This window comes from Desulfitobacterium sp. THU1 (assembly GCF_038181555.1).
Lineage (GTDB): Bacteria > Bacillota > Desulfitobacteriia > Desulfitobacteriales > Desulfitobacteriaceae > Desulfitobacterium.
In genome coordinates this window covers 64,274-91,016 of the sequence record NZ_JBBWUA010000006.1, presented here as the reverse complement: position 1 = coordinate 91,016, position 26,743 = coordinate 64,274, and the positions used below count along the sequence as shown (strand labels likewise).

The 26,743-nt window shown below is 41.0% G+C and carries 19 protein-coding genes; 6 read left to right on the top strand and 13 right to left on the bottom strand.

Going from position 1 to position 26,743, the window contains the following annotated elements; genetic code table 11:
• Nucleotides 1-43: 43 nt before the first annotated feature.
• From AAC978_RS07570 to AAC978_RS07560, 3 genes are all read right to left on the bottom strand, one after another.
• Nucleotides 44-676, bottom strand: a complete 633-nt coding sequence (locus AAC978_RS07570; RefSeq protein WP_341547435.1) for a hypothetical protein — start codon at nucleotides 674-676, stop codon at nucleotides 44-46.
• A 140-nt stretch (nucleotides 677-816) separates the two neighbouring features.
• Nucleotides 817-2,262, bottom strand: coding sequence for a LuxR family transcriptional regulator (locus AAC978_RS07565; RefSeq protein ID WP_341547434.1), 1,446 nt, complete (start codon nucleotides 2,260-2,262; stop codon nucleotides 817-819).
• Nucleotides 2,263-2,428: 166 nt separating this feature from the next.
• Nucleotides 2,429-3,946 carry a cell wall-binding repeat-containing protein gene (locus AAC978_RS07560; RefSeq protein ID WP_341547433.1) on the bottom strand — a complete coding sequence of 506 codons (1,518 nt, stop codon included), beginning with the start codon at nucleotides 3,944-3,946 and terminating at the stop codon, nucleotides 2,429-2,431.
• 397 nt (nucleotides 3,947-4,343) lie between these two features.
• Between AAC978_RS07560 and AAC978_RS07555 the strand changes: the two genes are divergently transcribed.
• Nucleotides 4,344-5,048, top strand: coding sequence for a DUF421 domain-containing protein (locus AAC978_RS07555; protein ID WP_341547432.1), 705 nt, complete (start codon nucleotides 4,344-4,346; stop codon nucleotides 5,046-5,048).
• A 17-nt stretch (nucleotides 5,049-5,065) separates the two neighbouring features.
• Here AAC978_RS07555 and AAC978_RS07550 read toward each other — a convergent pair whose 3' ends face one another.
• From AAC978_RS07550 to AAC978_RS07535, 4 genes are all read right to left on the bottom strand, one after another.
• The gene (locus AAC978_RS07550; RefSeq protein ID WP_341547431.1) at nucleotides 5,066-7,825 is read right to left on the bottom strand and encodes a diguanylate cyclase; all 2,760 of its coding nucleotides are present in this window, start codon (nucleotides 7,823-7,825) and stop codon (nucleotides 5,066-5,068) included.
• Nucleotides 7,826-8,090: 265 nt separating this feature from the next.
• Complete coding sequence (locus AAC978_RS07545; RefSeq protein ID WP_341547430.1) at nucleotides 8,091-9,185, bottom strand: iron-containing alcohol dehydrogenase family protein; 1,095 nt, start codon at nucleotides 9,183-9,185, stop codon at nucleotides 8,091-8,093.
• A gap of 25 nt (nucleotides 9,186-9,210) precedes the next feature.
• Nucleotides 9,211-10,416: a hypothetical protein gene (locus AAC978_RS07540; protein WP_341547429.1), complete on the bottom strand. Its 1,206-nt coding sequence runs from the start codon at nucleotides 10,414-10,416 to the stop codon at nucleotides 9,211-9,213.
• 495 nt (nucleotides 10,417-10,911) lie between these two features.
• Nucleotides 10,912-11,187, bottom strand: a complete 276-nt coding sequence (locus AAC978_RS07535) for a GNAT family N-acetyltransferase (RefSeq protein WP_341547428.1) — start codon at nucleotides 11,185-11,187, stop codon at nucleotides 10,912-10,914.
• A gap of 376 nt (nucleotides 11,188-11,563) precedes the next feature.
• On the opposite strand from AAC978_RS07535, the gene AAC978_RS07530 reads away from it, so the two are divergent.
• A complete protein-coding gene (locus AAC978_RS07530) occupies nucleotides 11,564-13,180 on the top strand; it encodes a cell wall-binding repeat-containing protein (RefSeq protein WP_341547427.1) in 1,617 nt (538 codons plus the stop codon).
• On the opposite strand, the gene AAC978_RS07525 is transcribed toward AAC978_RS07530, so the two are convergent.
• The gene (locus tag AAC978_RS07525; RefSeq protein WP_341547426.1) at nucleotides 13,161-13,679 is read right to left on the bottom strand and encodes a GNAT family N-acetyltransferase; all 519 of its coding nucleotides are present in this window, start codon (nucleotides 13,677-13,679) and stop codon (nucleotides 13,161-13,163) included. The two genes, AAC978_RS07530 and AAC978_RS07525, sit on opposite strands and share 20 nt — an antisense overlap.
• Nucleotides 13,680-14,060: 381 nt before the next feature.
• Here AAC978_RS07525 and AAC978_RS07520 point away from each other — a divergent pair, with 381 nt between their 5' ends.
• The 4 genes from AAC978_RS07520 (at nucleotide 14,061) to AAC978_RS07505 (ending at nucleotide 18,221) form a co-directional block, all read left to right on the top strand.
• Nucleotides 14,061-15,062, top strand: coding sequence for a class I SAM-dependent methyltransferase (locus AAC978_RS07520; protein WP_341547425.1), 1,002 nt, complete (start codon nucleotides 14,061-14,063; stop codon nucleotides 15,060-15,062).
• 68 nt (nucleotides 15,063-15,130) lie between these two features.
• Nucleotides 15,131-16,012: an ABC transporter ATP-binding protein gene (locus tag AAC978_RS07515; RefSeq protein ID WP_341547424.1), complete on the top strand. Its 882-nt coding sequence runs from the start codon at nucleotides 15,131-15,133 to the stop codon at nucleotides 16,010-16,012.
• Nucleotides 16,013-16,025: 13 nt separating this feature from the next.
• Nucleotides 16,026-16,832, top strand: a complete 807-nt coding sequence (locus AAC978_RS07510; protein ID WP_341547423.1) for an ABC transporter permease subunit — start codon at nucleotides 16,026-16,028, stop codon at nucleotides 16,830-16,832.
• 72 nt (nucleotides 16,833-16,904) lie between these two features.
• Nucleotides 16,905-18,221 carry an ABC1 kinase family protein gene (locus tag AAC978_RS07505; RefSeq protein WP_341547422.1) on the top strand — a complete coding sequence of 439 codons (1,317 nt, stop codon included), beginning with the start codon at nucleotides 16,905-16,907 and terminating at the stop codon, nucleotides 18,219-18,221.
• A gap of 348 nt (nucleotides 18,222-18,569) precedes the next feature.
• On the opposite strand, the gene AAC978_RS07500 is transcribed toward AAC978_RS07505, so the two are convergent.
• The 5 genes from AAC978_RS07500 to AAC978_RS07480 all read right to left on the bottom strand — a co-directional run bounded on the left by AAC978_RS07500 (nucleotide 18,570) and on the right by AAC978_RS07480 (nucleotide 26,594).
• Nucleotides 18,570-19,175 carry a restriction endonuclease gene (locus tag AAC978_RS07500; protein ID WP_341547421.1) on the bottom strand — a complete coding sequence of 202 codons (606 nt, stop codon included), beginning with the start codon at nucleotides 19,173-19,175 and terminating at the stop codon, nucleotides 18,570-18,572.
• A gap of 10 nt (nucleotides 19,176-19,185) precedes the next feature.
• A complete protein-coding gene (locus AAC978_RS07495; RefSeq protein WP_341547420.1) occupies nucleotides 19,186-20,565 on the bottom strand; it encodes an adenylate/guanylate cyclase domain-containing protein in 1,380 nt (459 codons plus the stop codon).
• Nucleotides 20,566-20,577: 12 nt separating this feature from the next.
• Nucleotides 20,578-21,291 (bottom strand): adenylate/guanylate cyclase domain-containing protein, encoded by a 714-nt coding sequence (locus AAC978_RS07490; RefSeq protein WP_341547419.1) that lies wholly within the window; start codon nucleotides 21,289-21,291, stop codon nucleotides 20,578-20,580.
• Between the two features lie 9 nt (nucleotides 21,292-21,300).
• Complete coding sequence (locus tag AAC978_RS07485; protein WP_341547418.1) at nucleotides 21,301-21,864, bottom strand: hypothetical protein; 564 nt, start codon at nucleotides 21,862-21,864, stop codon at nucleotides 21,301-21,303.
• Between the two features lie 752 nt (nucleotides 21,865-22,616).
• Nucleotides 22,617-26,594 carry an AAA domain-containing protein gene (locus AAC978_RS07480; RefSeq protein WP_341547417.1) on the bottom strand — a complete coding sequence of 1,326 codons (3,978 nt, stop codon included), beginning with the start codon at nucleotides 26,592-26,594 and terminating at the stop codon, nucleotides 22,617-22,619.
• Nucleotides 26,595-26,743 lie beyond the last annotated feature (149 nt).

The following is a 26,743-nucleotide window of genomic DNA, read 5'->3' as shown; positions in this document are numbered from 1 at the left end:
TACCTCCTAAAAACTTTTTCTATGAAACCTTCGAGGCAATTGATTATTTCAGTAGTGGGCATTGGCATCGGAAGCAATGGTCATCACGTATATCGCACAATGTGCCGCAAGCGTTGCAAAAAATAATGCTGTCCTTGGATTTGTCGTACTTCTCATAGGAATTTAACCTCGCGTGATGCCGTACTCGATCACCGATTTGATAATAGTTGAAAACAGTGTCGTCGTCCTCGGCCGTCATCCGGTAAATCTTCCCGTCCTTATCCTCACGGACCATGACCGCATATTCGGTGTAATAATGTACGTAATAGTCGTTGTCGCCACTGCCGGAGCTTTGTTGGCGACTTTTCTTTTCGATGGTTTTATTCACAACTGCACCATCCCAGGTTTTGCTTCTTTCTCTGCCAACGATTTGGAGCAGTGCGACGAGCAAAAACATACCACCGATACCAAGCCCAATATAAAGTGCCTGGGGATTTTCCATTTCAGACTTGGTTTCGCCATAGATAAAAAAGCCCATAGCGGCGGCGATTGCTAAAATCGTGGCAAAAACGGCTGACCAGCGGTTATTGTTTTTGGCATATTGGGCAAAGGCCGGATCATCGATTCGGCTGGAGTAGCCAATTTGCTCTACACCCGCTTCTGCACCTTTTGCCACTTCGTAATATTTACTATACATACACCTATCCCCCTCTCCTTAGGCAAGTGTTTTTCTAATTTTACTAAAAATAGGTCTGCCCTCGCGTCACCGGACTGGGTGATTTTGCGCAGAAAAGCCCCTCACCTTTTCGGGTGAGGGGCTTTGAAACCCGCTATTCATCAGAGCTTTATCGTTTCTGAGGGCTGCATGTCCAGAAGGAGGTTCATGAGTTCGCTTCGACTCTGGACTCCGGTTTTGGAGTAAATATTTTTTACATGGGTTTTGACTGTATTCTCACTCACATGCAGTTCCCCGGCAATCATTCGGTAAGTTTTACCCTTCAGCAGCAAGGTGGCTATTTCTCCTTCACGTACCGTGAGTTTCTGGGCTACGGAGAGGTTAACCATCAGCTGGGTTTGTTCCTGGGTTGGCATCTCAGGAAGTGTAGTCAAATAGATATGACTTTTCAGCTGGGTGGTCAGATGTTTATGCAAGGGAGGAAGCAGGACCAGAGTGATGCACACAACACCTAGGGCCAGCATCGTAGGATTCTGGTTATGTCCGCTTGAGGCTGTAATCCCGTTGCCGATTAGGCCACCCAGCATTACTCCCAAAACATTCGCGGAAAGTCCGATGCCCATGATCCTAGCAGGATTTTTGTATAGGTCCAGCATTTCGCCGAGAATGCTCCACCAAAACAGGTCATAGACACCGCAGGCTCCCAGCATCAGGGTATTGACAACAAGATAACTCACCCATGAGCGATCAAGTACCAGAAAAGCGATAAACGAAAAGCCAATCATAGCGATAGCAACATAAAGGATATAGACACGGCTTGTCGTTCGGGGCAGGTTCCTCATAATAAATAGGGCAATGATATAGGGAATAGCCCAGTACCAGCTTGTCAGCCATTCGAGATGGGCGAAAGCGGGTCCCTGAACCTGATACATCAGACCGGAATTGATGGTGATGACTACAATAAACAGGCATAGAAAGGCGAGTGGGCCGACTTTACCGACATGGTTCTCTCTTTGCTCGAAAGGTAGGGGACTTACCGACTCTTCCTCTTTGGGAAGCCTGAGAGCAAACAGGAAAGCCATAACTAATAGGAGCATAGAAAAACCAAGCCCCGCGTAAGGAGAGACATGAATAGCCACCATATTGAGCAGGATCATGAGAATGTTGGAGCAGATCAGTCCATCCGCCATGGTCTTGATACGCTCGTTTTTCGGTGTATAGCCTTTAAAATAATAACCCCAGGCCGCTACGCAGCATCCGACCATAAATGCAGCCGCAAGCAGAGCTGCTGTCCATAAAAATGAGGGCGGAAAGAAAAACACGCAGGATACCACGACACAAAAAACAATAGAAAAGAGCATGAGCTTTTTGGCTGTCCTCATGGTTCGGACAAAGGCCCCGGATAGAAGCAACCCAACAAAATGAGCTGCCATTGTACCGAAAACAAAAGAATGGGGGGAAATATTATGAACATCCGCTAGGGCATACAGTATCCTACCTTCAAAGGGAAAGGCTAACAGCCAGGAAAAGAACAGAGAAAAGACGATAATGGACAATCTGCGGTTATCGATTGCCATCGGCAGATATTTATCCATTCTGCTTTCCATCCTGGCCTCGCCCCCTTTTTAAATACTATTTAAATTCTTTCCTTCATTTAGTAATTTCCATTATAGTACAAATCGTTCAACTACTCCATGGTAATTCTGCGTACTATGTGCATGAAAAGATGGCATAGCCGCAAATCACGACTATGCCATCTTTTAGGGATAATGTCTATTTTCCTAAATAAGAAAAATGCATGTAATCCTTCGAGGATTTCCAGGCGTTGCCTCCCCAGGCAAAGCCGTACTTTTTAAAGGCGGTGACCACATCACCATTCTCGGTTATGGAATAGGGGCTTTTATTGGGATCCCAAAAAGAGCCTGCTACGACCTTGCCGCTGCTGTTGATCATATAGTTCTCATTGGGATTAAGATCGATGGCCAGACCAAAATTATGCTCGGAAGTACCTCCACGCCACGAGTAGCCTTGAACAACGTTGATCGGATATTTCTCTTCTCCTGCAAATATTTCCTGAAATACTGACTTAACCCTCTCGGCAATGGCCTTATTCAACTTTACGGTGGCTTTGGCCGCATATTTCTCTCCCTTGGAGTTGAGCTTCCAGACATCAATAGAGACATTGATCATGTTGGCTTCTGCTTCTGCAGCGCTTTTATAGACTGGGCCGGCTGAGGTGCCGAAGACTACGGCAACCTTTGTTTCATTGGTTCCCAGATCCGAAAGAGGATCCAGTGATCTTGTACCTCCACGAGACCCTCTACTGCTGACAGTCTCATTCAGTATCGTTCCTCGTACTACCCCTTCGCCGCCCAAGATCGTCAAATCTTTCTCGGAGAGCTTGCCTATGAGATAATCTCGGGTGGTTTTCGGTAAAATGTCAGTGACCAAGACAATCGGAGCATTTTGCTTCGCTGCATAGGCTGAGCCGGCTATAGCATCAGCATAATTATTTCCGGTGGCTAAAAATACCTGATCACCTTGAAGGTCAGCTTGGAAGCGATTGATGATATTAATATTGCGGTCGTATTTCGATACTCCCGTTATGCGCTCAGTGTTCGGAAATTGCAGTGCCACAGCGTCACTGATAATCTCCGAGCTTCCCACCACATAGGTTTTAGTTATATCGTTTGCCACAAGATAGCTTTGGGTAGCACTGGGCATGCGTTTACTTGGCACCAAGATAATCGGCATATTTTTGTAGGCAGCGATAGCGGAAATCGACAGAGCATCGGCGAAATCCTCCCCCGTAGCAATAACTACATCGGAGGCATCACCCAATTCCTTAGCTACAGCAACAGCGGTCCCATAACGATCCTGACCTGCTAAGCGTCTTGATTCTATCCCCATCGTCTGCAGCTCCGCTTGAAGCTGCTCTGCTAACACCCCTGTACCACCCACGAGGATGACCCTCTTGACTCCCAAATGGCTTAAGGTCTGCCTAGTATCTTCAGGCAAATTGCTTTTCCTTGAGAGAAGAATTGGCGCATCATGGAGTTTAGCTAGGGAGGTGGCAACTAAAGCATCGGGGTAATTCTCTCCACTGACCAAGATTGCCACATCCGACTGTGTCCAACCCTTCTGAGCGATGGTTGCAGCCGTCTCATAGCGGTCCTGACCTGCTAAACGATGCTCATTCCCGATGGTATAGCCAAAACTAGGGGCAGCCGTCGACAAAATAAGGGTTGCTGTTAAAAAGAAGCCCACTAAAGTCTTTTTCAATTTTTGCACCGAAAGTCCCCTTCCCTATGATGTCGTCTGGTACACTATGTAGATACGTTTATTCCTCAAAATTTAGGAGGGTTGTCCATTATTAATAGTATATATTTGTACATGCAATGTTTCTAGTGGCAACATTTACCAAGATAATAAGAGCAGAGGTCAATGCTTAGCTAAGTATCAACCTCTGCCCTCATTTAGTTTCATGATTAACTCATAATCAGAATCAATCTTCGTTTCATTTCTTTAATACAGTTAGCTGCCAACTGGCATCAATTTCTGCATAGCCGACTTCGTTTTTATAGTCGACAATTCCTTATATGAGGCAGTAGTTCAACATTAACTAGTTTATAAAAATAACATCAGTGTTAAACTACGTAATAACAATTTTATAAGGGATGTGTCATATATGTATTTTTTCCAAGGCCAAGAAATGCTTACCAACCTTGAGTGGATTCTTCGGGCTATTGTAGCTTTTTTCTTTTTATTAATTGTTACTAAAGTATTAGGTCAACGTGCCATCTCCCAATTAAGACCCCTTGATTTCGCAATTGCATTAGTCATTGGAAACATTATTGCCCATCCATTATCAGACGAAAAACTTGGGTTAAAGGGGTCTATCATTACAACCATTGTATTGGTGGTCTTGTATCAATGTGCGATTTTAATCATCCTGAAATTGCCATGGGTAAGAAAGCTGATTACCCCTCCACCAATTACAATCGTTCAAAATGGAGAGATTATCTATAAAGGATTAAAAAAAGCAAAGATATCTATCGATGTGCTATTAGAAGAATTACGTGAAGAAAAAATAGAAGATGTGAAGAAAGTTGCCCTAGCAATTTGGGAAACAGATGGGAAGTTTTCGGTTTTTTTAGATCCAAAATACGAACCTTTAACACCTTCATCTATCCAGATGAAAACACAGCCTTTCGATTTTCCAAAGACAATTATTAAAGAAGGTAAACTTTATACCAAGGTGTTAACAGAAATGCAAAAGGACGAAGGCTGGGTTGTTTCTAGTTTAGAAAGTTTATATAAGACTGAGGTAAAGAATGTTCTGCTTGCCACCCTCGATAAGCAAGACAACCTTAAGGTTTTTTTATATAAGTAAATCTAGCAATCCACTTGTTATTGCTCTTTCTCATCCATCATCTGAACAAGCAATCCGGCAATTTGCGGGTCGAATTGCTTGCCTGCACCATTGTTAATGACGGCAAGGGCCGCCTTTTTTCGTTCTCCAAGAGAAAGGTCGCCCCGGTTCAGCACACGATCATAGGTCTCGACAATCGAGATGATTCTTGGTATGAGGGGGATCTGTTCACCCTTAAGCCCCCGCGGATAGCCGGTCCCATCCCATCGTTCATGATGCCCGTAGACATATTCCGCTAGATCCAACGTATCATCAATAAGATTTAAGATGCGGTAGCCGACTACAGAATGCTGGCGCATTTTTTCGTGCTCTTCCTCAGTTAAATAGTCCTTTGCTAAGCTGTTTTCATCAAGTATGACTTTGCCGATATCATGCAAGTAGCCCGCCCGCTTTAGCTTGTTGATTTCCGATTCGGAAAGCCCTAAAGCACCACCGACTTCACCACATAGCTCCCTCACCGTAAGGGAATGTTGTTTCTCTTGCGGACTTTTTGTATGCAGGGTCTCAACCATGGTATCAATAATATCCTTATTAACTGTCTTCTGGTTCAGAGTTTTATCTTTGTACATAGCGTTTTCCGCGTTAGCCATGACCTCCTCAAAGGGCTGATCCTGACTTGTTTTGGTATCAAAGCCGAGGGAAATACTGCACTTTATAGCTGCTACCCGCGCATCTAGGAAGCCAAGGTTGATTCGGGCAAGGATTTTTTCCGCGTCCGCTTGATCTGTGTTTGGCAAAAGAATAATAAATTCATCACCACCAACACGTGCCACAACATCACTCTCACGACAAGATTGCTGGAGTATTTCGGCAGTTTTCTTGATCAGCTGATCCCCTGTTGCATGGCCAAAGACATCATTGGTCATCTTCAATCCATTAATATCAGAATAAAGAACTGTCAGGGGTAGATTATCCGGAATATCCATTATATGGATAAAATCCTCAAAGCATCTTCGGTTATAAAGACCGGTCAGTGTATCATGACTACTCAAATATTGGATTTCCTCTGCTTTTTGTTTACGATCAGTAATATCCATAAAGGTTATCACGGCACCGATAATTTCACCGTCTTTAATCTGTGGATAGGAATGGTACTCTACATTAAAGGAGGTGCCTTCCGCTCTCCAGAACACTTCATCATCGGCACTAATACCTTTTTTCTCTCTGATTGACCGGAAAATCCTGCACTCTTCAGCGGAGGCAGGCGTTCCATCGACTCGACTGTGATGAATCTGATCGTGCATATTTTTGCCGAGTAATTCCTCCTGATCAGAATATCCCAATAGTTTAAGACAGCTCAGGTTGCAGAATGTGCAGTTGCCATTCACATCGATACCGTAGATAGCTTCGGCAGCAGAGTCTAAAATAAGCCGTAGCTGGTCCTTATTTTCTTCCAAGGTCATATTTGCCTGGTGCAATTCCTCTGTTCTTTGCTTAACATTGGCTTCAAGGTTGTTGATGAGATGCTGCATTTTATCAGCAACCTTGTTCAGACTTGCTGAGATGTTCCCTATTTCATCATTTCTAACCACTTTAACGCGCTGGGATAAGTCTCCGGAGGACAAGGCTTCAGCAACCTGTAGCAAGCTGTTGATCGGCCTCATTAGTATTCCGGTAGCGATGTTATAGATGATCAGTGACAATATTAGGGCGAGCACGACAAGACTGATAGTCAGATGCATATTATTCTCTACATTCGTCATAAGCACCCCTTCAGGAATTGCCGTTATGATTAGCCAATCAACACCATTCATATGTAAATCCCGAGTGCTGACAAAAAGAGCCCCTTGCTCCCCTTGATATACAAAGAATGGATTCTGCTCTGCTATATACTGTTCATATGCTTTCTTCATATCTGCATTTGGTATATCAAGGATATTAGCACTTTTTAAGGAACCATCTTGGCGAAGGGTAAAGTTATCGGCTCCCATGGAATTGGCCACTAAATCGCCGGTACTTTTCTCCACAATAACCGCATAACCATTGTAGTCCTGTACAATATCCTCAAGATACGTTCCGATACCGGAAAGAAGCATGTGGGTTCCCATGACGCCCTGCAGCTTCCCGTCCTTATCATAGACTGGCAAGGCCGCTGAAATAGTTAGGTCATCTATGACAAAATGCTTATAGACAGGCGACATGGTAGGTCTTCCTGCTGCTTCGGCAGCTTTATACCATGGGCGAGTACGGGGATCAAATTTACCGGCTTGATAGATAAGTTCACCGGTCGATAAGTCATCCTTCAGCGAATAATACCAAGAATTCCCTCCTGTGCTGGGATTATTTTTCATAATTTCTATTTTCCCGTCTTCGTTTCTGCGGGCTCCGTAATATTCACCTTGGGCTGTCCCATAGCTAAAACTGTATATCTTTTCATCATAGGAGCTTAGAACACTAACAAAAAACTTGTCCCGCAGGGTCTCATCAGACAAATCCACAATGCGATTCTTAATGATTTCATGGCTGGTTCTATTGATTTGATCAGGCACCTGCACGAACGAAGAAATCTGATTATAAATATTCTTGCTTATATTTCTCGCCATACTTTCCATTGTTTGCTCTGCTGAAGAAGACCAACTGGTAAATACCAAATAACCAATGCCGCTGGTGGTAAGAAGCATGGCGAAGATGAAGACAATAATAATCTTTCTCTTAATGGAGCTCTTTCTTTTTCTTATGTCCTCTTTCACAATCCTCACCATCCTCTTAGCATCAGCAGTCATTTGCATGGCATTCATACTTGATGCTTGTTTATTTTTTAGTACAGAACAGCTATGCAAAAACCGCCGATTGGTAAAAAACCGGCGGGAGCCAAAACAAATAAATTCAGTAAATTCTTCAAATGGCGTTTATTTAAAAGCATTATCATTCAGAATTTACTAAAATTTAAGTTAAGTGTAGAACATGATAATTCCAATGTCAACAAAATTAGACCAAAAACGCCATATATCCTTAAAATAAACGCAGTCGTTCGGAAACCCGGACGACTGCGTTTTCTTTTTACTACCTGAGACTATCTCTATATATTTTGTAAATATCCTCGTAGGTTACCTCTTCCGGATGATTGGCAAGCTTGGCCTTATTTTCAAATACTCCTAAGGAATAGTCCCGAATTTCCTCATCTGTTACGGTAATCGAATCTACAATGGTCAGCCGACCAAGTACCTCTTCAAAGGATTCATAATCCTTGATACCTAATAGCTCAGGTAATTTACTTACCTTTGCTTTGTTTTTGAAGGATCTCAAATACTCAACATAAATAACGCCGTTGGCTAATCCATGGGGCACTCCTTTATTAAAGGTGAGAGCATAGCCCATACCATGAGGTAAGGATGTACCTGTTTGAGCAATTAAGATGCCTCCCAAGGTGGAGGCCACCATGAGCTTTTCGCGAACCTGTCCATCAAGCTTTGCCGTTAGTAAGGGGTCCACACATTGACCCCAGATTCTCATCCCCATCTCAGCAATAGTATCGCTTAAGAGGTTGGCATTGCGATTGAGATATCCTTCAACTAGATGGGACAAGGCATCCACTGCCGTATTGATCGTAACGCTCAAAGGCAAATCCAGAGTATATTTCGGATCATGAAAAGCTAGGGTAGGGAAAATCGTTTGCCCGTAATTCTTTTTGGTTTTTTCCTCGTGCAAGGTAATCACTGCGTATTGTGTCACTTCAGATCCCGTCCCGGACGTCGTGGGCACTGCCACGATTGGAATGGACTGAAGGTTTTTGCGTTCAAAAACCTCGGGTCCGCTGAGCTCTGGATTTTTCATTAAAACACCGACGAATTTAGCAGCATCAAGGGGAGAACCCCCACCGACCCCCACTAAAAAATCCACATCTTCCTTTTTCCCAAGCTCTGCCGCTCTCATCATCGTTTCCAGTGAAGGGTTCTGTTCAACTTCATCAAAAATAACATAGTCGATGTAAATTCTGCTTAAAGCTTCCTCCATATCTCTCAGTGACCCATTAAGTCTGGATGAGGCGCGACCGGTTATGATCATGGCCTTTTGCCCAAGAACAGCTAACTCTTGAGCCTTTTCTAAAACAACGTTTTCTCCTGAGAGTATTTTGGTGGGCATGTAAAACGTATTCATAATTAAAGGATCTCCTTAAACTCTTTTAATCGTAATCACCTTCATAGTCTCTGTCGTATCCATAATATTCATTAAGGTCTTCCCTAGACCATTGATTCGGATCGCGATCATATGTACTACTGTCGCTACTTTCCGGATAATAATCATCATTATCATCCTTCCACCTCGATTTATCAACGTGCACTCCACCATAAAGCACACTCTCCGACCCAAAAATCTCATCAAAATAACGATTAACAATGGAAAGAATCTGGTCCATGCGTAAATCTATTTTCTCGCTACCGGTGGTTTCGCCAAAATAACAATGTACTCCCTCTTCCTCTTTGTGAGTATAATAATGACCTTTTAGGGAAAGTATCTCGCAACTCCAGTAACCGCAAAAATCATCTTCACTTGTTTGGAGACTGTCATACAAATCACATTGTAATCCTAGGTGAAGTTCGATAATATTACCTGACTTCCAATAAGAGCCTTCGTAGCCTGAATAGCCTACCTGACGATTGATGATAATTTCAACCTCTGTTTCTTTTTGTTTCAGGCCAATATCTGGATCATTAGACCTTGACACAATACCGGTTCTTAACTTCCTATTTAAATCGCTAAGAGTCGTCTCATAGGGGTCTGCCAAATTGGTGGTATCTCCTTCGAATAGGATATTGCCGTAGCTAACTTCATCTAACTCTTTAGCAAATCTACTCTTAAAAGTATAAGAATAATGCATTTTGTTAGTGGCTGCATTGTGGTATTTCAACCACGAATGATTCCCTCTGAGATACTGATAAGTATTCTCCCAATCTTCTATGCCTACCTTACTCTTTGTCAAATGCTCATTGACGATTCTTTCATAAAAATCTGCCGGCCCCATGTATTTCTGAAAGAACATACTAAGCAGATAATCCATATGAACTTTGACTTCCGGATCATATTTAGACAGCATCAAGGCCTCTGCGAAAGTAAAAATCTCATCCTCCCCAAATCCGGGTTGGTTTCCACTTGACCTCGATAGCTCGTTATAGGTTTCGTCGACGATCTTATATATCAAATCCTTCGGGAAATTCTTAACAAAAGAAGTAAAGGGATAGTTTCTCTCTTCTTCTTCTTTTTTCTCTTTTAGTTCTTTTTCAATCGAACGCTCTTTGGCACTTTGCCGGTAATTATCAAAGGCATCCGACGCCTCACTAACCACTTCATCTACAATTTCTCCAAAAAGCTTTAACCAAGATTTTGCCATCTCATATCTCCTAACATCATTGGATAAGGCTAAAAGCCACTAATGCTTTGATCGCTATAGTGCATAAATTCTACAATTTCTTGCACTATCCTGCTTATTTCTGCATTTTAAACAAGGAAGACTTTACGCTGCATGAGCAGCACCGTTGTATGTACTGATTAATGGAATAAATTAGCGGGTTAAAACTTTGTCTATTGAAGAAACTAAATTTATATTAACGTCAAAGGAGAATAATTATGGCAACTGTAGGTAAGAAAAATAACTTGAAATTTGTACCCGAAGGAAACGCCCCAAAACCGGGAATAATAACACCCAAAACGAATGTAATAGCTCAAAAAACGGACACCTTAAGTAGTGGGAGTTCAGACTCTAGTCATAGTTAATCTTATAAAGGATAGCCGCATATGTCGGTCCGTCTCTCGATCAAAGGGCATTATCAACACGAAAACTTGAATTTTCGGTTGATAATGCCCTTTATTAATATGGCAAATGCAATTAATAGATCATATCATGATATTCTGGGTTCTTTTCCATCTGCGCTTTGGCATAGGGGCAAAGGGGCTTAATCTTGATGTTTTCTCTTCTTGCCCAAGCGACGAGCTCTTTTAACAAGAGCTTGCCGACGCCCTGACCACTTAATTCTTCCCCTACATGAGTTTCGTCGATGATTAACAGATGTTCGCCGGAGGGCACAAAGGTCATCTCCGCCAGCGGCTTTTCCTCTGAATCTCCGATATAAAAGCTCTTCTTGCCTTTTTTTACTTCGAGCATGATTCCGCCTCCTAAATCTCAATCTTTCTAAGTCTCAATCTATATCTTTCTACCCACATTTCTATACCCGTCTCAAACTCTACATCTGCCTCTAGCTTACATCCCTCTCCGCATCCTTCGCTATACCTGTCTCTATTTTACACCTATACCTTTAAAAAACCCAAGTCATCTCATAATAAAACTAAAAACCGCTCACCCCTGACAGCGCCACAAAACCACGCACTGGAAACAGCTCACCCCTCACCGCTAATTGTGAAGCAGATCGACTGGAAGAAATTTAGGGTGCACATCCTATTGCTTGTCTGTTAAAATATCATTATTGTGTAAAAACGGGCAAAAATCTAGAAAATCAGACAAACAAGCAAAGGAGATTGAGATGATTCGCACTAAATCTATTCGTTTAGCTATACCAACACTATGTCTAACCATCTTGATCGCGGTCACAGCACGTCCGGTTCAAGCGAGTACTGATATCAATCCTCGTCTTTATGGCCCGGATCGTTATCAAACCTCAGCGGCCATCGCCAATCAGTTTTCGGATCAGGTCGTGGATCATGTGGTCTTGGCTTCAGGAAAGGATTTCCCTGATGCTTTGTCTGCTAGTGTCTTAGCACATCAACTGAATGCTCCCATCCTTTTGGTAAATAAGCATCCCCATAATTCTTCAGATGCCTTAGCCTATATCGAGACCCATCTATCTCTGGATGGCAAAATCTTTATCATTGGTGGGGAAGGTGTCATCGGAGCGGAATTTGACGGTTTTTTTGCCGATAAGGGTTATACAGTGGAACGGCTTGGCGGGGTAGACCGCTATGACACCGATCGCTTAACAGCTGATGCCTTGAACAGCGAGCCGGGTGGAACGGTGTATATCGCCAGCGGTGAAAATTTCCCCGATGTGCTGAGCGTCTCAAGCTTTGCCAGTCAGGCCCAGGCCCCGATTCTTCTTGTCAAGCACGATAGCATCCCATTAGCTATCCAAGACTATTTACAAAACCAACAACCTAAACAGGTTTATATCTCCGGGGGCACCGGTGTGGTCTCCCTCGAGGTGGAGAGTCAAATCCAAAGCATTCTACCCGAGGCCACGGTGACGCGATTTTCGGGCAATGATCGTTATGAAACAGCTGCCCAAGCTTATGAGCAAATGGCCCCCAATCCTGAAACGATCTATATCGCTTCCGGGTTAAATTATCCCGATGCTTTATCAGGTGCACCTCTCGCTGCTCAAAAGGGTAACCCTATTCTCTTGATTGATCCCACGACTCCATTCATACCCGATTCTATTGCTGCTTATTTAACACAACTCTATGTAAACGGCATAACCCCAAGTGTTACAGGCTTAGGTGGTCCCGGTGTCGTCCCCGATGAGGTGGTCGATAATGTTGTGCATCTATTAAATGGCGAGGCTCAATCGCCCCTGTTTATGGTACGCACCGTGGATTCGAGGCTAAAATTTGAAGCAGCCGTTATTCCCATTAAAAACAAAAATTACTTTTTTAACAAAAACACCTATAAATACAGTTATCCAGCCAGTAGCTTTCACTCAGCCATACAAGCCAGACTCTATCACTATATGCTCAACCCAGAAAATCAGGTATCCGTTCATAATAGAGCCGTAGCTCTCCACTCAGGGATAATGATCAATAACTGTGTCTATTTCCAATCCGAGGCTTTAAGGAGAATGGGCTTTAATATTCCTAATTCCATGGCCAATGTCGGGAAATTCAGCAGTTATCTCACAAAGCTAGGCTTTAAGAAAGATACCAATATCAAGAATTTAAGGCCGGGGGATATTGTTTTTACTGTCGATAATGCCCACACTTATACTTTTATGGGGTGGGTCAATCCTGAAAGACATGACTATGCCTATATCGTGGATAATCAGGCCAGAGCCTTTGGCGGACAAGTTTATCATGTGCGCAAGGTGAGTGGACTTGATTCCGATCTTAATACCGGCTCCATGGTATTCTTTATGTATTATCAGGACTAAGTATTTTCTCGAAGGCTATCCTTTTGTTCCCATCCTTTAAGTAGATGATCCCACAGTACTGGAATTTGTTTTTTCGGAGCAGCTTTTGCATAGCTATGTTTCCCTCATGAGTATCCACTTTGATACTTTCCACTCCTCTATTCCGGCAAAGCTGCTCCACACTATTGATAACTAGGGATGACACTCCTTGTCCTTTATAGACGTCATCAACCGCCAAGCGATGAATGACAGCATAATCATGATCGCTAAGCCACTGCCCTTGGTAGATGATGTCATAGGTAGCTTCGCCGTCGAAGGAAACTGCCGCGGTAGCCACCACGTTTCCGTCATTTACTAACACATAACTGTGGTTATTATCGATATCTTCCGCTATTATCTCGGCGTTGGGGTAATTATTCTGCCACTGGTTGATTCCTGCTTCCTTAAAATAAGCCTGGGCCTGCTCGATGATTTTCATAATACTATTAATGTCGGCAAAGGCTGCCCTTCTAAATTCCATGATCTTCTCCATCTCTAAATTATTGTAGTTCTCATTATTGTAGACTATTCCTTGGTCTCATAGATATTTGACTTTGCACAGAAAGACATCTTAACTAATAGTTCTACCCCACCACGCTGCTTAACATTGCGTAATCTACGCGTATATTATATACCAATTATATGTAAACATCTGCCCTTGTTTTGTTGAAAGCACGTGAGGACTTTTTCGTCTTCACGTGCTTTCTGCATTCCCTTTTGTTTTTCTATCTAAACACACCAAACATTGTCCTAAGCATAAGATGTAATGTGCCAATTCCAAGGAGGCACCGCCAAACCTTATGACAACTGTTAAAAGCTCCTGTTTCCACAGGGGCTTTATTTATGAAAGGATGAGCTTTAGATGGAAACTGGAATGTTAACGCTTCTTGGCAAAACAGTCACCCTTATGGAAAGTCTAGGGTTTCTTTGGCTTATTCACACTGGATTTGAACTTGATCTTTGGCAGGCTTTAAGAGAAGAGCACTCTAAAGAAGAGTTATTGGCGCTTAATCCGAATTGGGACCCGATTTTACTGGACCATTGGCTTGAGCAAGCTAAGCTTCAAAACCTGCTTCACAAACATGAGGATAAATACCGCTTAAGCCGAGTTGGCAAGGCTATTGATGTCTATCGTGATTATGGGCTAGAGGCTATGTATAAGGAATTCGTCCTCTATTGGGGACCCGTTTTTGCTGAGCTACCTAGCCGTATCGAGGGTTTCACCGCCCCTGTGAACATGGAAAGTGAAATGGAAAATGAGCTTATTTCTCGAGCATCAAGAGCATCTGAGTTTTTCGTGTGGCCCGTGCTTAAAGGACGATGCGAAAAAGAACGTTGGCTAAGAATTCTCGATGTGGGCTGCGGGGAAGGCTTCTATCTGCATAAGCTCTGCAAGGAATTTCCGAATATTCAAGGGTTAGGAGTCGACATCAATCCCTCCGTTATCGAACGAGCACAGGGACTTGCACTATCGTCTGAAGGCAGGCTTCATTTTGAATGCGCTGACATCCTTAATCTTACTCCACCACCCGAAAAGTACGACTGTTGTCTACTGAATAATAATATTTACTATTTCGCGCCCGATCAGCGTATTGAGCTATTAAGACAGTTAAAAACATGGCTTGCTCCAGGAGGAAGGATCGGAATATTGACGGCCTTACGTGGCACTCATTCTTCCCTACCCTTTATCCAAACGCATATTCCGCAAAATTTAATGAGTTTTTTCCTCGCTTGTCATGAAGATTTTCAAGGGTTGCCCTACGAAGAGGATATCATCCAGCTTCTTAACAGTACCGGATATCATGAAATTGAGGTTATGCCGTTACCCTTTAAGGTTTCACACTATTTCTTTGCCAGAAACTAGGAAAACTTTTTCGTTCCAATATGCATATTGTATGGAAGTAAATGGTTTTCCGAAGAGGTGGTAAGGACTTGCTTGAGGTCAATGAGCTTACGAAAATCTATCGCGAAGGTCGGGGGGTAAAAAAACTTTCTTTTCAGGTTGACGTGGGGACTGCTTTTGGTTTCTTAGGACCCAATGGTGCCGGGAAAACGACCACCATTCGTGTTCTAATGGGTTTTATGCAGCCGAATCATGGAAGTGCAAGCATTTGTGGATTAGATTGCTGGGAAGATCGCACTGAGTTAAAACGCTTGATTGGTTATCTTCCGGGCGAACTCCACTTCATGGAACAGCTAACTGGCGAGGAATTTTTAGATCTTATCGAAGGCATGCATGGAGAGTCTAGGGTGATTCATAAAAATCGCAAAACGCTCTTAGCTTCTCTTGACCTATACCCTAGACAACTCATACGGAAAATGTCTAAGGGAATGAAGCAGAAGTTAGGGATTATTGCCGCGTTGATGCTGGACTCCCCTGTTCTGATTTTGGATGAACCAACCTCCGGTCTTGATCCCTTAATGCAAAAGACCTTTATCGAGCTGATTCTTGAGGAGAAGAAAAAAGGGAAAACCATTTTTATGTCCTCTCATCAATTCTCCGAGATTGAAAGAACCTGTGAACAGGTAGGCATAATTCGTGAGGGTGAACTTCTAGCCGTTCAGGATATCACCTTGCTTAAACAAAAGGAACACCAAACCTTTGAAGTCGAGGTTGAGGGTGAAGAAGATGCCCAGATTCTCAGGGAAAGCGGGTTATTCCTCAATCCCCTTGAAGATTTCAAGTTTACGATCCTTGTTTCAGGAGAACAGGACGAGTTGTGGAAAACTCTGGCCCAAGTCCATATCAAACGATTTAAACAAGGCTCACTTGAGTTGGAAGAAGCGTTTATGCAGTTTTACCGCTCAAGTTAAGGAGGGATAGCGTTTGAATCGGGCAATATTTCGAGCAATGATGAAGCAGAACGGTAAAAAAATCGCCAAGCTCTCAACAGGAATCATTCTTTATGAAGGACTCTTAACTTGGGTTTATCCCGTAATATCCGAGAATCCAGCCATAACGAAAATCGCTGAGGATATACCCTCGGCTGTGAAGACGGTCTTCGGAGTTTCCGAGGAGGCACGGGTAGATACCTTCGAGGCCTTTATTTCGGGTCAATTTTTCGCACGAATTTGGGCTATGCTAATGGTTTTATATAATGTGGAGTCGGCGAATGAGCTTTTGGCACAAATGGTCGATGACGGTTCGCTGGCCTTTCTTCTCTCTACCCCGGTTTCACGGGATGAATTTCTTTCCACACAAGCCCTGGTGCTTTTGAGTGGCAATGCAGTTTTAGTGCTTTCGACACTTCTCGGGTTATACGGTGGAACTTCCCGCTTTGAAATTTCCATTAATCGTTGGCGCTATTTCCTTTTCGGAATCCTTGGGTTTACGTTCTATTCGCTTATTGGTGCTTATAGCCTATTTTTCTCCGCGTGGTTTGCCCAGCGTGATATGGCCCTTACCTTCGCCGCCGGATTAACCTTGGCCTTTTATGCTTTAGATGTGGCGGGGGGACTCAGTGATAAATTGTCTTGGGTACGTCAATTATCCTTGTTTCAGTGTTACCAGCCTCAAGAGGTCTTAGAGGGTACTTCTAGTCCTGCGAAAAAAATCATCGGACTTACCGTAGGAACCATCATTCTTCTCCGTTTAGGAATTTACGCCTTTAACAAAAAGGATTTGGCCATTTAGTAGCACTGAATCTCGTTCAATGGAGTAACTAGTTCTCAAGAAGTGGGGACCTTAAGCATGTTTGGAATACCAATGAGTCATTTAGCACGATATTCACAAATTATCTCCGTATTCATCCGCTACGGCCTGGGGTACTGGGTTGTGGAGCAGATTCCACTCCCTCTACCTGGCTTTGGAGGGCCAAATCGTAATTACACAGAAGCGGAGTTGGCGCTAATTGGAGCGCGTCTTCGCGGGGCTCTTACTGAGCTTGGACCAACCTTTATTAAAATGGGTCAATTGGCCAGTACCCGATCCGATATCCTTCCTCAACCCCTTGTCAAAGAGTTAACAAAACTTCAAGATCAGGTCCGCCCCTTCTCCTTTCTAGAGGTTCAGCAAGTCATTGAAAACTCCCTCCAGCAACGAATGAATTTGGTCTTTCGAGAATTTGATCCAAAGCCTTTAGCTGCAGCATCCATTGGGCAGGTGCATCAGGCGATTCTAAATAGCGGTGAAAAAGTGGCTGTAAAAGTCCAACGCCCTCGTATTCGGGAAGTCGCACAAATCGATTTAGAGATTTTCGGAACCCTTGTGGCTCAATTTGAGCAAAAGACGGAATGGGAAAAACTCTATCCCATCCGAACCCTCTATAATGAGTTTTCTAAAACCCTTCTGGAAGAGCTTGATTTTACGAATGAAGGGCGAAATATGGAAACGTTAGCCCAGGTGAAAAAGCGTAGCGCTTTTATCATTCCGAAGGTTTATTGGGAATTCTCCCATTCTAACGTCCTCACCCAGGAATTTATCCCGGGAATTCCACTTTATCAAATTATCACTGATCTATCCCGTCCTAAGACGCCCACTGCCGAGAAATTAGAATATAACCATTCGCTGATCGCAAAGCACTTAAGTCAAGGTCTTCTCCAACAAATTCTACGGGATGGAAAATTCCATGGTGACCCCCACCCCGGAAATATCCTCATTTTACCGCAGGGAGAAATCGCCTTAATCGATTTTGGGATCTTTGGGACATTAACGGATCAAAATCGTTCTGAGCTTACCGCTATTGTCGCCGCATTAATTCGTGGAAAGGACCAAAAGCTTCTAGACATCTTATCTCGTATCGGGATTGTGCCGGAAAATATTGATCAAACTCAATTTTTACAAGATATCTCAGCCTTGCGAACAAAGCATTTAAAGAGAGACCTAAAAAAAATAGAAATGGGCGTGGCGATTCAAGACTTCTTTTATCTTATCAATCGTCACGGAATTTATATTCCTTCCCAGTTCATCCTTGTTGGAAAGTGCATATTAACTTTAGAGGGAATTTTAGTACAACTAGATCCTGGCTTAAGTCTGGTTGAACTCCTTAAACCCTATAGCCGGAAGTTTTTATGGAAGAAATGATTGGTTAGCATAAAATAATGGGTTCCATTCTGAGATTACAAAACTAAAAATCACAGTAATTATCACTAAATTAGGGGCTAAATGTGGAAAATTCACATTAGTCCCTAATGTACTATCAAGGCTTTTTAAGTTCTAACACCTTGCTACTCACCCCATAATTCACGCTTAAATCACAGTTATTTTGGCACCAACTATAAAAATATATTTACTGTGGTTTGTGTGTGATTTTCGGTATGAATGTTATTTGTTGGTATTCTATTAGTAGTGGATTCGCATATGTAGGATAATGGGAAGTTCACTACTTAGTAAAATAAGTTAGTAATAAACATTAGGCGAAATGGATTTTCTTCAGTTCTTCTCTGCTAACAGTTCTGGGTGCGCTAAAATAAAATCTCGTCGTATTTCTTCTAACATTTTGGGGGAGGGATAGATTGATCTATCTGGGAAATCCATTGAATCATATTCTTTTGCATAGTATTTTGGCATACATTTGTTCCATTCCAGCATAAGATTGATTTGTTCTTCCGTTTTTGGATTGGCAGCGTTCATAATATGTAGTACGTTTTTATCGATAATCTGTAATAGCGCTATTCCGTGCTTTTTAGCGTACTCGTATGCTCCGCTTTGAAAACCACATGTTGAAATTATAATTCCTTTATGTGCACCAAGACTTCTTATTTTATCATTTAACACCGCAACTTTTTCACGGGAAACGGAATTAGAATATCGTTTGCATTCAGTTATGACTTTAAATTCAACTCCCATTGCGATAAAACTTGCGTAAATATCTATTTGATATATACCATCGTCTGTGGGGATATGAACATTATGTTGAATGGAGAACTTTGATAAATGTTCAGCTTCTGCATAGCTATTTAATATTTCTAAACAAAGCACTTCAAATTCAGTTGGAGATATACTTGCGACAAATTCTCTATATGGGTTAATAGACACCGTTTCACTCCTATCTTTTTTTATACTCAAAAACTAGCCAATCTTTTATCTGCTCAAAGTCTTTTCTATCTTCTGGAGTTAAGTCGTTTTTTACAAGCCTTGTATATAGCGCAGACTTAAGCCTATCGCAATATCCAACGTGCTTGACAATGTTTTGTACTACAGAAAGATTTAGCCATGCATACCCGGTAGCTTGCTCTACTAAAAAGTCGTATGCCTTATCATACATTTCTAAATCCACGTAGATGCTCACTAGTGCATAGCTTATTTTCTGCTTTATCTCATGCTCATTTTCCCCAATTTTTTTGCCGGCTTCAATAGCTTTTTGCAAATAATCTTCCCAAAAAATGTCTCCCATTGCTTCTACATACGCCGACTTGCAATGACCACTACCCAACACATTACAATAAAACAGATATTCATGCTCCTGAAGTGCTCTTTCTGTCGTGCAATTTCCATTTTCCTTTCGAGTTACTTCTAGCGCCTTTGTATTCAATTTTTGCTCTTTTTCTTTAAGCTCCTGTTCCTTTTGTCCAAGCTCCTCAGACTTTCTTGCTATATCAGCAAGTTGCCTTTGATACTCCGCTTTCAATTCATCTACCAAACTTACGGTTGTGCTATCATTTTCAGCAACGCAAGGCTCTATATCTTCATCAAGCTGTAAGTAGTATTGCTTAGCTATATAGCCATTTAGCACGTTGCTGCCCTTTGAAATCTCAATCTTCTCCCACTTTTGTTTGCCTTCTATATCAGAAAGCACAGCATAAGTAGATGGGCTTATGAAGATTGCACCGCCACCTACGGCACCACTAAACTTGCACGCCAGATTTGTACTGTTACCAATCCAAGCTATACCAAACTCATTTTCGGCTTCATCATCTTGTTCTTTCCCCTTCATCCCTACCTTGGAAAGAGAAACATCTCCAGTATGTATACCAATACCACAGGAAATTCTGTGTTTGATTTTTTGATCCAACACAGGGTTGAGAAACTTATCAATAGTAGTTGTAATGTACCTAGCTGCGTGTACAGCCTTATCTTCGGATTTACCATCTTCATCATCGATGAATACAGCAAGCACACCATCGCCCATGAAATCTCTAACTACGCCACCTGAATAACGAATAGCTTGTACAACTGTCCGGATATATCCTCGATAGATTTTAACTAATTGTTCTGTGTTGAATTTCTCAGGTAATTTTGTTGAGCCACGCATATCTACAAAAAGTATGGATACCTTGCCGCAAAAACTCTTGTTTGTATCTGGCAGGTCACCCATCAAAGGCAACTGATCTGGTATGGTTTTCTCAAGTACCTCCGTGGAAACAATTCGGCTAATGGCAGTTGAAAGCAAATCCAATTCAGCTCTTGTTATCTTTTCATCTCCCATAATCAGCACCTCTTATTCAACAAAATAGCCTCCAGTTCGATCTTCAACAAAACGCAATTTTCCTGTTTTCGAGGATGGCCAAAGCTCCTTAACTTTCTTTGAAACTTTCATCCGATTGTGATGTTTTGAGTATTTTGATGCTACATTTATGCAATCTCCAAATGCTTTAACATCATATGAATCGGAGATTCCAATCTTAGTTACGACTACACTATCGAATGTAACACCAATACCAATGCTGACTTCGTTTCCAAGTTCTTCATCTGTAATAATTTTATTTATAACCCCGGTTCGCACATTAAGCATAGCGAGGCCACAGCGTCCTGCATTGCGCACAGCTTCTGTTTTAACCATATTATCTTCAGCACGGGCTTCCCTTCCACCCCAAAACACCATTACCCCGTCACCCATAATATCAATCACCTTGCCATGATAATGTTTGACAACTTCAAGAAGTGCGGTAAGAAATACATGCATAGTTAAAAATGTTTTTTCTGCACCGACATCCTGCGCCCGTTTGGTGGAATCTCTCATATCAACAAACAAAACCGCAAAGTTCTCTTTATCGTATGAGCCAAATTCAAGCTTGTCAGCTTCAAATCCCGGGATTACATCAGATATAGCAGCATCACAATGCTCAAACGCTCTTTTCTCGATAAGACTTTGCTTCGCCTGCTGATAATGCTCCCATGTGCTTTTATAAATTGCGTCTATATTGATTGCCATAGTTTCACCTCACAATGTGTTTATCAGAAGCAATACGCCAATAACAGCAACTGCCACAAGCGATGCTGAAAATGAACGTATTGCCCACTTCATCGTTTTTGCCTTCTGTCGATTGATATCATTTAACTTATACAGTTCTGCTCCCATATTCACGATTATATCCTCATCGGTCATATCCAGTAAATCCTGCTTATACGCATCAAATGAATACTCTTTAGTTGACCGTGGCAGGAACCATTTAGACTTGTACCCAATATCAGAAACATGCCCCCGGATAGTTAAAATGCCAAACACAAATACTGCAATTAGGCTTAGCATATATAACAAAATAAAAATAATAATACTAACTCCAAACCAACTACAAGTTTTGATATTTGAAAATGCTTGAAATATAGGTTCATAACAGGCTAAAATACCAGCAATGAATGCAACAAGAGCGCCCATAATTATAGAGACCTTCGTATCGGCAAGCTGAATGTAAGTAGCTATGTCAGAAATGGCGCTCGATAAAAAGGCTTGCTTCATTTCATTAGATTTTTCATTATTGAGGCATGCATTTACTTTAGTTTCCATATAATCACCTCTCACTTACAAATTATATCGTTGAGCTTCCTCTAATTGCTATAACCTAAAGTATTGCACTTCATATTAGGTTCACATTATAGACATTACTAACATTCTGCATTCGCCATTATTTTCCTTTAAAATAATTCGGCTTTCAACAAAATACACCCACCTAAGATGATGGGTGTATTTTGATTGATCTATAATAGATAGAATAAAACGTTATCATATTAGCAATAAACTTCGCATTATAGATAATTGATACCCTTGCACATTGTGTCCGTTACTTCGGATTATTCTTATAACGCGAAGTAAGGATTTGGCCAATGCTCGATTTAAAAAGGACGGCGACATAAGTCGCTGTCCTTTTTCGTAATACGCCCAGCATGGGCGTTATCTATGCGGTGGAAGTCCGGAACGGGGGCTAGCGGCGCCTACTGAAGCTAAGGACAAGGGTGTTTATCGCGAGGCAAAATCCAAGCGGCCAAGGGTTATGGCAGTAGACTTGGGCAAGCGCGGGCAGAAAGATAACGTTCTTATCCGGGGAGGTCTGTAGAACATGCGAAGTAACTTCGTGATCGCACTCGAAAGGGTACGCTGAATCTGCAGAAGTCAGCAGAGGTCATAGTACGGAAGTACGCGACGGCGGAAACCGGAAGGACCGAACTTAAAGGAGAGATGAACCTATGCGTTCGCATGATGGGCTCTTATAGCCTGAGAACAATTCTGGATTCATAGGCTAAACCCAATTGTAAGATTATCTATAAATCATCGAACAATGACATTTGGCCTGTTGTGTTCTGCTTTGTTTCTATTTTTGATTTCTCGGGATAAACCTCGTCCAAATAATTTCTAATCTTTATTAAATCCCTTTTTGGAACTTTGTTTGCCATATTTGGTAACTTAAGGTGCGATCGATACAAGGTCATATGATGCCGCTTGTTTACAGTACAACGCCAAGATGGTGCTTCGCCCCAATAACCAAAATTAAATTCCCCCCCGCAAGTAGCGCATGTTAACTCCCCGTTCATAGGGTATTGCTGGTCAATTCCGCGGGTAAAGCAGTTGTCGTTGATACATCTCCAATAAAAAGGTGCATCCTTACCCTCAGCAGCTATTACTTCAGATCCACAAATAGGACATTTTGCCTCTTGTTTATTAATATAATTCGTAAGCTCAGAAAGTCGGAGAACCTCTTTGTAATCTTTTTGGACGTCTTTACTTTGCCTTCGTTCCATAATTTCTTGGGTAGACGAGAAACTTAATGGATTTAACGAACCTGTCCAAACAATATCATCATCAATAAAAACGAGCTTTTCGTGCATTCTCATTTTATGAATAAGCACTATGCCAATTTCAGATATATGATCTTCCAATTCCCGGTATGTAGAAAGCTCACTCTTATTACGTTCTTGAAGACTTTTAGTAATAATAAATACTTTAACTCCGCGATTAACAGCAACTTGTAATTGTGGTTGGAGATATGATAAACGATCCTTTGTTATAAATGGAGAATATATTACAATCTCATTCTTAGCGTTTTCGAGATCGGGAGATAGATAGGAGTAAAAGGATTCTTGTGTAACAACAAATCTTTCTTCGGCTTTCTCAATTCGCCCACCCACTAGTATTCTTTGGGCTTTAAGAGATTGTTCGTGTAATGTGGGAGCGATTTGTGTAGCATCAATCCTTGGAAACTTTTGGTTATAAATAAGATAGTTTAATAGATCACCAAGTTCCGAGTTTTTACCCTTAGACAGGCAATATTTAAAATCTCCTATTATTAATAGCTTGAATCTAGCTCGGGTTATGGCTACATTAAAAAGCCGCCTCATCTGTTCAGTTATCTCATTGGTATGCATAAAAAGATTTACTCGGAAATGGGGTTCATCCACAACTAAATCGAAAATAACAATATCTGCTTCCGCCCCTTGAAAACTATGAATCGTTCCAGCCCGTATTAATTGGTCTTCTATTTTAATATCCCTTAATAGAAGATCAATTAATTTTGTGTGCGGCCGATAAGGAGAAACAATGAGTATCTTGCTTGTTTTTTCTCTCTTATTGTCATTTAAAGAGTAATTTGAGATGAGCCTTTCGGCAAGATTTACGCTTAATGTGGCAGAAAGGAAGTTTAATCGACTACTTTGATTACCCCTAGTGACACTAGTAACCCACGCATTTAAATTCTCGGTATCGACTAAAACTACTGGACTTTCCGATAAAAGGCTATCATTGCACCATGAATCAAATTCCAATCTCTCAAGATTTCTCTCCATAGAAGGCGGGGACAATAGTTTACCATCATAATAACGATTTGCTATTTCTGCAATTTCTCTTTCCATTCGATACTGTTCATTTAAGATGATAAAGTAATCCGGTGGGCATCCTTGTTCGTATTTTGCTTTAATACCAGATCGCTCAAAAATATCATTTCCGATCCACTTCTTGGCTATTTCCACATCGGATAAAACAATTGGTGGGAGTTGCTTAAAATCGCCTACAATAACCGCATTGTTTTCCGCTAGTAAGGTTGCTACCCATAGCGTTGGTATAGGTGCCATTGATGCCTCGTCCAAAACTATGGTATCGAATTTCCTGGATTGCATTTCATCGCTTAGGTACGCTTTTGTTAAGGTTGTTCCTACTATTTTGGCTTGAGAAATTATTTCCTTTTCAATCTCTGCTAATTTCTTTTTTATTTCCGCAAGTTCCACTCTTAGCTCTACTTCAATATCTTTTAATAGTTTAATATTGCTCTCAATCTGGTCAATGTTAACGTTTTTCAAGGTTATACCGTTAGATTTATACATCCTTTCTAAGAACTCAAATTGTTCATCGTAACTTGAGTCATTGTAGTTAGAATTGTTCAAGAAAGGTGTCGGACTGTTGTTTTTAAAATAAGTATTCAGCGCATCTTTATATAAATCAACCCTCTCTGTTAACTTACTTTGTTGTTTATGATAGTTATTAATAGATTCTTCGATAAAAATATATTTATTTAAAGCTTTTTGGCTTTCATTAGAAAATCCTATTTCGGTCCTATTAATCTGTTCCATTAAATCATACGATAATTCGTTTAAGTGTTCGGTTTTAGCGGCATTTCCTTCGATTTGTTGTTTGCTTCTTTCGATTTGACCAATAAGATCAAAATACTTTACTTCAACGTTAGAACGATTTGTTTCTATTAGGTTAATTGATTTTAACTCTTCCTGAAGATTATAGATTTCTTGGTAAACGGAATGTTGCTTACCATAACCCAGATTTTTTTCTTTAAGCATGATATTCAGATTAAGAATCGTGTTTCTCATATTACTGATTTCTTTTGTTAATTGTTCAGGTGAAGGTATACCTCTAAGTGCTCTACTTATTTTATTGGTTTGTTTAGCGATAACTAATAAGTTCTCTTGCCTAGATAGTTCTGTTGTTTTGGTTTCTATATCAGTTTGTACGGCATTAATATCATTTTCCAAACGCTTTAAAATCTGATACTGTGAACTTAAAGAGACTTTTTGTGATAATTCCTTTTTGATTTCCGAAGATCGATCAAATAAAGTTAGGATACTATTAACTTCATCCAGTCGATTTTTAAGTACATTAAGTTCATTGATCAATGAATCATGTTTGCGTTTTGCCTTATTAATTTTCTCTTCATTCTTTGATAAACGATCCTTTAAACTTAAATATTCCTTTATAGCGTTAATATTAGGAAGCTCATCCTTTTCAAGTGTAAGCTTATTTATACATTCAAGTATCTCGCTTTGTTCCATAGAATCTTCTTTATATCTTTCTAGAATTATGCACAAATCATCTCTTATAGCCGAATAACCACAATACCATTTGTATTCAGCAATTTGCCGATATAGTTTCCTGATATCGTCTTGTATTGTTTCTACATTATCAGTCTTATACTTAAGTTGTATCTCGAGTTCTTTTGCACGATGGGATATTTGATAACTCATCATTACTTCCGGGAAATTATCATTTAATTCTGGATTGCTAGGGGTACCAAGTCTAAGAATACAACCATTTTCTAAGTCATTCGTATCCACACTTTTAGCTACTTTCATCAAAGCTTGGTCAACAGCTATATTAGTATGTGATACAAGCAAAACAGTTCTATTTCTTTTGTAAAGTTCATTGATTATATTACCGATCGTTTTAGTTTTCCCGGTTCCGGGCGGTCCCCAGATAAAGGTCATATTTCTTTCGATTGCACTTACAACTGCCTTTTTTTGATTAAGATTAAGATCCTCTAATCCCGATAAATCATCAATTTTAGTAACATTATCTATAGGTAACGCACCTAACATACGCATTCCAACAACATTGTCGTTCTGAGAATTGTCTTCGATTCTACTAATCAGTTTTTTTAGCAGAATAGATAAGTTACTTTGTAATCGTGCAAAAGGTACGAAATCTCCTAAATCTACACTTGTGCTAAGTGTTATTCTAACCTCTTCAAGTTGAACAATAGTGGTTTCAATTGGTGCTCTTCCTTGAATTATTAGTTCTGCTGGTGACCCATCAGGGGTATTTAATATCGACTCAATAGTAAAAATATATTGAAATTGATTTGCGTTCTGAGCGATTCGTTTTCCATTTACTAAAGGTACGGCGTTACTAGAAGCTTTCTTTTTTGAAGCTGTTATTTCTGCCTCGATGGCCTCACGAAATTCGGTTAGTAGCTCCGGTAAGACTATTTTATTACTTATGCTTTCGTTCAATTCTTTACCCATTCTCTAACCCCATCTCTATATCCCTTTATTCTATATTCAATAAGTGTAAGACAATTCCTTTTTAGGAATCACTAAGTATATTTATCCTTAAATAACCATGTAGTGAAAAGATGATTTCTAAATTGCATAGAATTCTATATTTAAAATTA